Genomic DNA, 4,533 nt, shown 5'->3' on the forward strand with positions numbered 1-4,533 from the left:
AGGAGCGGGGGTTCGGGGGCTGGCCCCCGACGGGGTCTGGGGCGGAGCCCCAGAAGGATGGGACGGGTAGGGGCGGCGGGGGCGAAAAACGCCATGTCCCAGCAGCCCAGCCCAGCCGAACCCCCGGAGGGCCCCGTCAGCGAGCCGTAGCCGTAACCCGCTCGCTCTCGATGCGCTTCGCCACCGCATCCTCACCGAGCTGATCAAGGTTCCGGCACAACACCACGGACCCCCCGGCGGCGAGCGGAGCGTAGAGGCCCGCGCTCAACCCCTCCCACGTGTCGTAAGGCAGAGCGGACAGAAGCCGAGAACCGGGTCCCGTCAGATCGAGCCCGGCCCCATCGGTACGGGCCCGCTCGACGACCTCCGCCCCCGTCAGCTCGGCCCCGGCAACGATCAACGCGGGAGCCTCCGGATCCGCAGGCGCGTACGGCCGGAAGACATCACCCTGACTCGGGACCTCGACCGCGTAGTCGACGTACCCGGCAGGCGGCTGGGCGAAGCGCCGCCCCAACGGCGCGAGCGACAACGCCACCCGCTCCCCGGAGCAGGCGAGCCCGGCCTCGAACTGCCCGGGCCCGGCGACCACATGGTCGGCGGCAGCCGCGTCGCCCCCGACATCCGCCACGACCCCCACAGAGGAACAGGCGAGCAACCACACCGCCGTCTGCCAGTGCGCGGGCAACAGCAACGCGACCCGTTCCCCGGGCTCGGCCCCCAGCTCGCCCTGGAGCAGATTGGCGGTCTTGGCCACCCAATTGGCGAAGGTGGCCACGGACAGTTCGACACGTTCACCCGTGGCGTCGTCGTAGAAGGTCACCAGGGGGCGTGCGGGATCCGCGGTGAGCGCGGATCGCAGCAGGTCGGCAGGGGTGCGGTCGGTGGCGTTCACGGGACGCAAGCGTACGCGGACACCCGCCCCGGCGGGGGAGCGCGGGCCACCGGTTCGGCCGAACCGGGTCGACGGTCCGTCAAATCCCGGATGGACAGATAAGTATGACTATGTCCAGGATCAGGGGCATGCGCGGATATCTTGCTTCCTCGATCGCCGTCACGTGTGCGGCCGCCCTGGCCCTCCCGCTGGCACTGTCCTCCGACGCCGCCGCCACGCCCCCGGCAGCCGGGAGACAGACCGCGGAGAGAGCGACCAACGAGAGACCGACCACCGAGCGGACGGCACCGGACAGACCGGCGTCAGACCGAACGACCCGTGCCCGACCGGCAACGACGACACGGACGACGGCAACGGCGGCCACCCCCGCGGCAGCCACCGACCAGGCCATCCCCGGCAGCACCCAGTCCCTCCCCCTCGCCCCCCTCGGCCCTCTCGCCCCGTCCTCGCCCTCGCCCTCCGGCGACCGCACCCTGCCCCCCACCCCCACGCAGGGCCTCCCCCAACGCGACGTACGCCGCTTCTCCCTCGTAGGCGTCGTCTGGGACAACCCGGACGCCGAACTCCATGGCCGAGTCCAGGTCCGTACCCGCGCGACCGGCACCACGAAGTGGTCCGGCTGGCAGGACGTGGACACGCACAACCACGAGCACGCGGCCGACCCGGACACCGAGGAACGCACCTCCGGCCGCGTACGAGGCGCCACGGCCCCCCTGTGGGTCGGCGACTCGGACGGCGTGGAGGTCCGCGTCCAGGCGGAAGTGGACGGCAGGGCGGAAGCGGACGGCCGGGCCGCCGCCGGCGACCCCCTCCCCAGAGGCCTGCACATCGAACTGATCGACCCCGGCGCCGAGCCCCCGCCCCAGGGCCCCGAACTGGACGCCTCGCGCATCAACGCCCTGACCCCGGAGACAGCCGCCTCCTCCGCCGTCAACGCCGACCTCGCCCCTCTCGGCGCCACCGAGATCCCGGCCCTGAGCCGGAAGGAGACGAAGGCCGACCTGCTCGCGACCCGAGGCGACACGACGTACGCGACAGGTGCGACGTACGCGACGGATACGACGTACGCGACGGGTATGGCGGACGAAGCGGCCCCGACGGACGAAGTGGGCCCAACGGACGAAGTGGGCCCGACGGACGCCGCCGGTCCGATGGACGAATCAGGCCCGATGGACGAATCAGGCCAGGCGAACATGGCGGGCCAGGCGAACGTGGCGGGCCAGGCGAACGTGGCGGGCCCGACCGACACTGCGGGCACGGCGGCCGGCCAGGGCGTGAAGCCGTACGTCGGTGCCCGTCCGCGCATCGTCACCCGCCGCGGCTGGGGCGCCGACGAGAGGATCCGCGAGCGGAACTTCAGCTACACGAAGACCGTGAAGGCCGCCTTCGTTCACCACACCTCATCGGGCAACAACTACCGCTGTGCGCAAGCCCCTTCAGTCATCCGCAGTATCTACCGCTACCACGTGAGGAGCAGTGGCTGGCGCGACATCGGCTACAACTTCATCGTCGACAGGTGCGGAAACGTCTACGAGGGCAGGGCGGGAGGCGTGGCCAAACCGGTCATGGGCGCGCACACCCTCGGTTTCAACGCCAACAGCATGGGGATCGCGGTCATCGGGAGCTTCAACGCCACGAACCCACCCGCCGCCGCGGTGAAGGCCATCGCCCGGCTCACCGCATGGAAGCTCGGCCTCTTCGGAGCGAACCCACGCGGCAAGACCTACCTCAAATCAGGGGGCGGAAATCTCTACCGAAAAGGAAAGAACGTACGACTCAATGTAATCTCCGGTCACCGGGATGGTTTCGCCACCGAATGCCCGGGCCGCCGACTCTACGCGAACCTCGGCAAGGCCCGTGTCACTTCGGCCCGCTACCAGGGACGATGAGGTCCGGTCGGCGGGAACGGTGAGGTCCGGCAAGCCGGGTCCCCGAGACCCGGCGGCTCCCCACGGCCACCCCCTCCAGAGGCGCCCCACAGCCATCGAAACGGTCTGCATACACTGGCCGGTCGAAAGACAGTTCGACCGGCCCCATCAGGAAGCAGAGACGACAGGTGACAGAAGCGATCCTCCTGGTCGGCGGCAAGGGCACACGGCTGCGCCCCCTCACGGTGCACACGCCGAAGCCGATGGTTCCGGCGGCCGGGGTACCGTTCCTCACGCACCAACTGGCGCGGGCGAGAGCGGCGGGGGTCGAGCACATAGTGCTCGCCACGTCCTATCTGGCCGAGGTCTTCGAGCCCTACTTCGGCGACGGCTCGTCGCTGGGGCTCCACATCGAGTACGTCACCGAGGACGAGCCCCTCGGCACCGGCGGTGCCATCCGGAACGTGGCCTCCCGCCTGAGATCCGCCCCCGACGACCCGGTCCTGATCTTCAACGGGGACATCCTGACGGGCCTGGACATCCCGGCCCTGGTCAGCACACACAAGTCGTCGGGTGCGGACGTCTCCCTGCATCTGACGAGGGTGGCGGACCCAAGGGCGTACGGCCTGGTCCCCACCGATGCCTCGGGCCGCGTACAGGCGTTCCTCGAGAAGCCCCAGACCCCCGAGGAGATCGTCACCGACCAGATCAACGCGGGCGCGTACGTCTTCCGCCGTTCGGTCATCGACACGATCCCAGCGGGCCGCCCGGTCTCGGTCGAACGCGAGACGTTCCCGGACCTCCTGGCCTCCGGCGCCCACCTCCAGGGCATGGTCGACTCGACCTACTGGCTGGACCTGGGCACCCCGCACGCCTTCGTACGCGGCTCCGCCGACCTGGTACTCGGCCGGGCCCCGTCCCCCGCGGTCCCGGGCCGCTGCGGCGATCGCCTGATCCTCCCCTCCGCCACGGTCGCCCCCGACGCCAAACTGACCGGCGGCACAGTCATCGGCGACGGCGCGACGGTGGGCGAGGGCGCCCGCATCTCCGGCAGCACGATCCTGGAGGGCGCCGTCATCGCCCCGGGCGCGGTCATCACGGACTCCCTGATCGGCGCCCGCGCCCACGTGGGCGCCCGCTCGATCCTCACGGGAGTGGTCGTCGGCGACGGCGCCTCAGTAGGCCCGGACAACGAACTCCGAGAGGGCGTACGAATCTGGTGCGACGCCCAAATCCCACCGGCATCACTCCGCTTCTCATCGGACCAGTAACACCAGAATCACCAAGGGGGGAGCAGAGCCTGCGCCCACAACTCGGCGCAGGCTCACTTCATGACGAGAGCTCAAGCCTCAGCGAGGGTCAGCCCCTCCCCGACGCGGGCTCAGTTGTCAGCGCAACCAGGACGGTGTCGGCCGTGCCGACTGCGAAGAAGTCGGCCGCGGTGGCCAGGGCGTAGAGGAATCCTGTGCACGCGGCAGTCCAGATGCCGACCGCCTGTGCCCGCCCCTCTCAACCTGTCGGGTGTTCGAGGACGGGGCGGCCGGCCGCGTCACCCCGCCCACCCGGTCCCCCTCCCGCCCGCACTTTCCAGCTCGCGCTTTCCACCCCAGTCCCGCACCTCTCAGCCGGCCCGGCGTTCGAGGCCGAGGCCAGGGGCCGCGCCAACCCGCACACCCCCCGCCCGCGCTTCCCAGCCCAGTCCCGCCCTTTCAGCCCGTCCGGCGTTTGAGGACAAGGCCGTTCAGGCCGGTGTTCACCCCCCCCCCCCCCCAC

General features: G+C 70.9%; 4 protein-coding genes. 2 read left to right on the forward strand and 2 right to left on the reverse strand.

Features of this window, described 5'->3' with window-relative positions:
• Nucleotides 1-136 precede the first annotated feature (136 nt).
• On the reverse strand, nucleotides 137-892 hold the full coding sequence (locus GAS53_RS54595) for a TIGR03089 family protein (protein ID WP_151485266.1): 756 nt from the start codon (nucleotides 890-892) through the stop codon (nucleotides 137-139).
• A gap of 128 nt (nucleotides 893-1,020) precedes the next feature.
• On the opposite strand from GAS53_RS54595, the gene GAS53_RS54600 reads away from it, so the two are divergent.
• On the forward strand, nucleotides 1,021-2,781 hold the full coding sequence (locus GAS53_RS54600; RefSeq protein WP_225859729.1) for a peptidoglycan recognition protein family protein: 1,761 nt from the start codon (nucleotides 1,021-1,023) through the stop codon (nucleotides 2,779-2,781).
• Between the two features lie 167 nt (nucleotides 2,782-2,948).
• On the forward strand, nucleotides 2,949-4,031 hold the full coding sequence (locus tag GAS53_RS54605) for a mannose-1-phosphate guanylyltransferase (RefSeq protein WP_151485267.1): 1,083 nt from the start codon (nucleotides 2,949-2,951) through the stop codon (nucleotides 4,029-4,031).
• A gap of 88 nt (nucleotides 4,032-4,119) precedes the next feature.
• On the opposite strand, the gene GAS53_RS58745 is transcribed toward GAS53_RS54605, so the two are convergent.
• Nucleotides 4,120-4,245 (reverse strand): hypothetical protein, encoded by a 126-nt coding sequence (locus tag GAS53_RS58745; RefSeq protein WP_225859730.1) that lies wholly within the window; start codon nucleotides 4,243-4,245, stop codon nucleotides 4,120-4,122.
• Nucleotides 4,246-4,533: the final 288 nt, after the last annotated feature.

Origin of the sequence: Streptomyces albicerus (assembly GCF_008905045.1) — a bacterium.
GTDB classification, from domain to species: Bacteria; Actinomycetota; Actinomycetes; order Streptomycetales; family Streptomycetaceae; genus Streptomyces; species Streptomyces albicerus.

Bases quoted from the DNA above. Each gene is read 5' to 3' on its own strand.
- GAS53_RS54600 (WP_225859729.1), top strand. From the start codon at position 1,021: ATGCGCGGATATCTTGCTTCCTCGATCGCCGTCACGTGTGCGGCCGCC.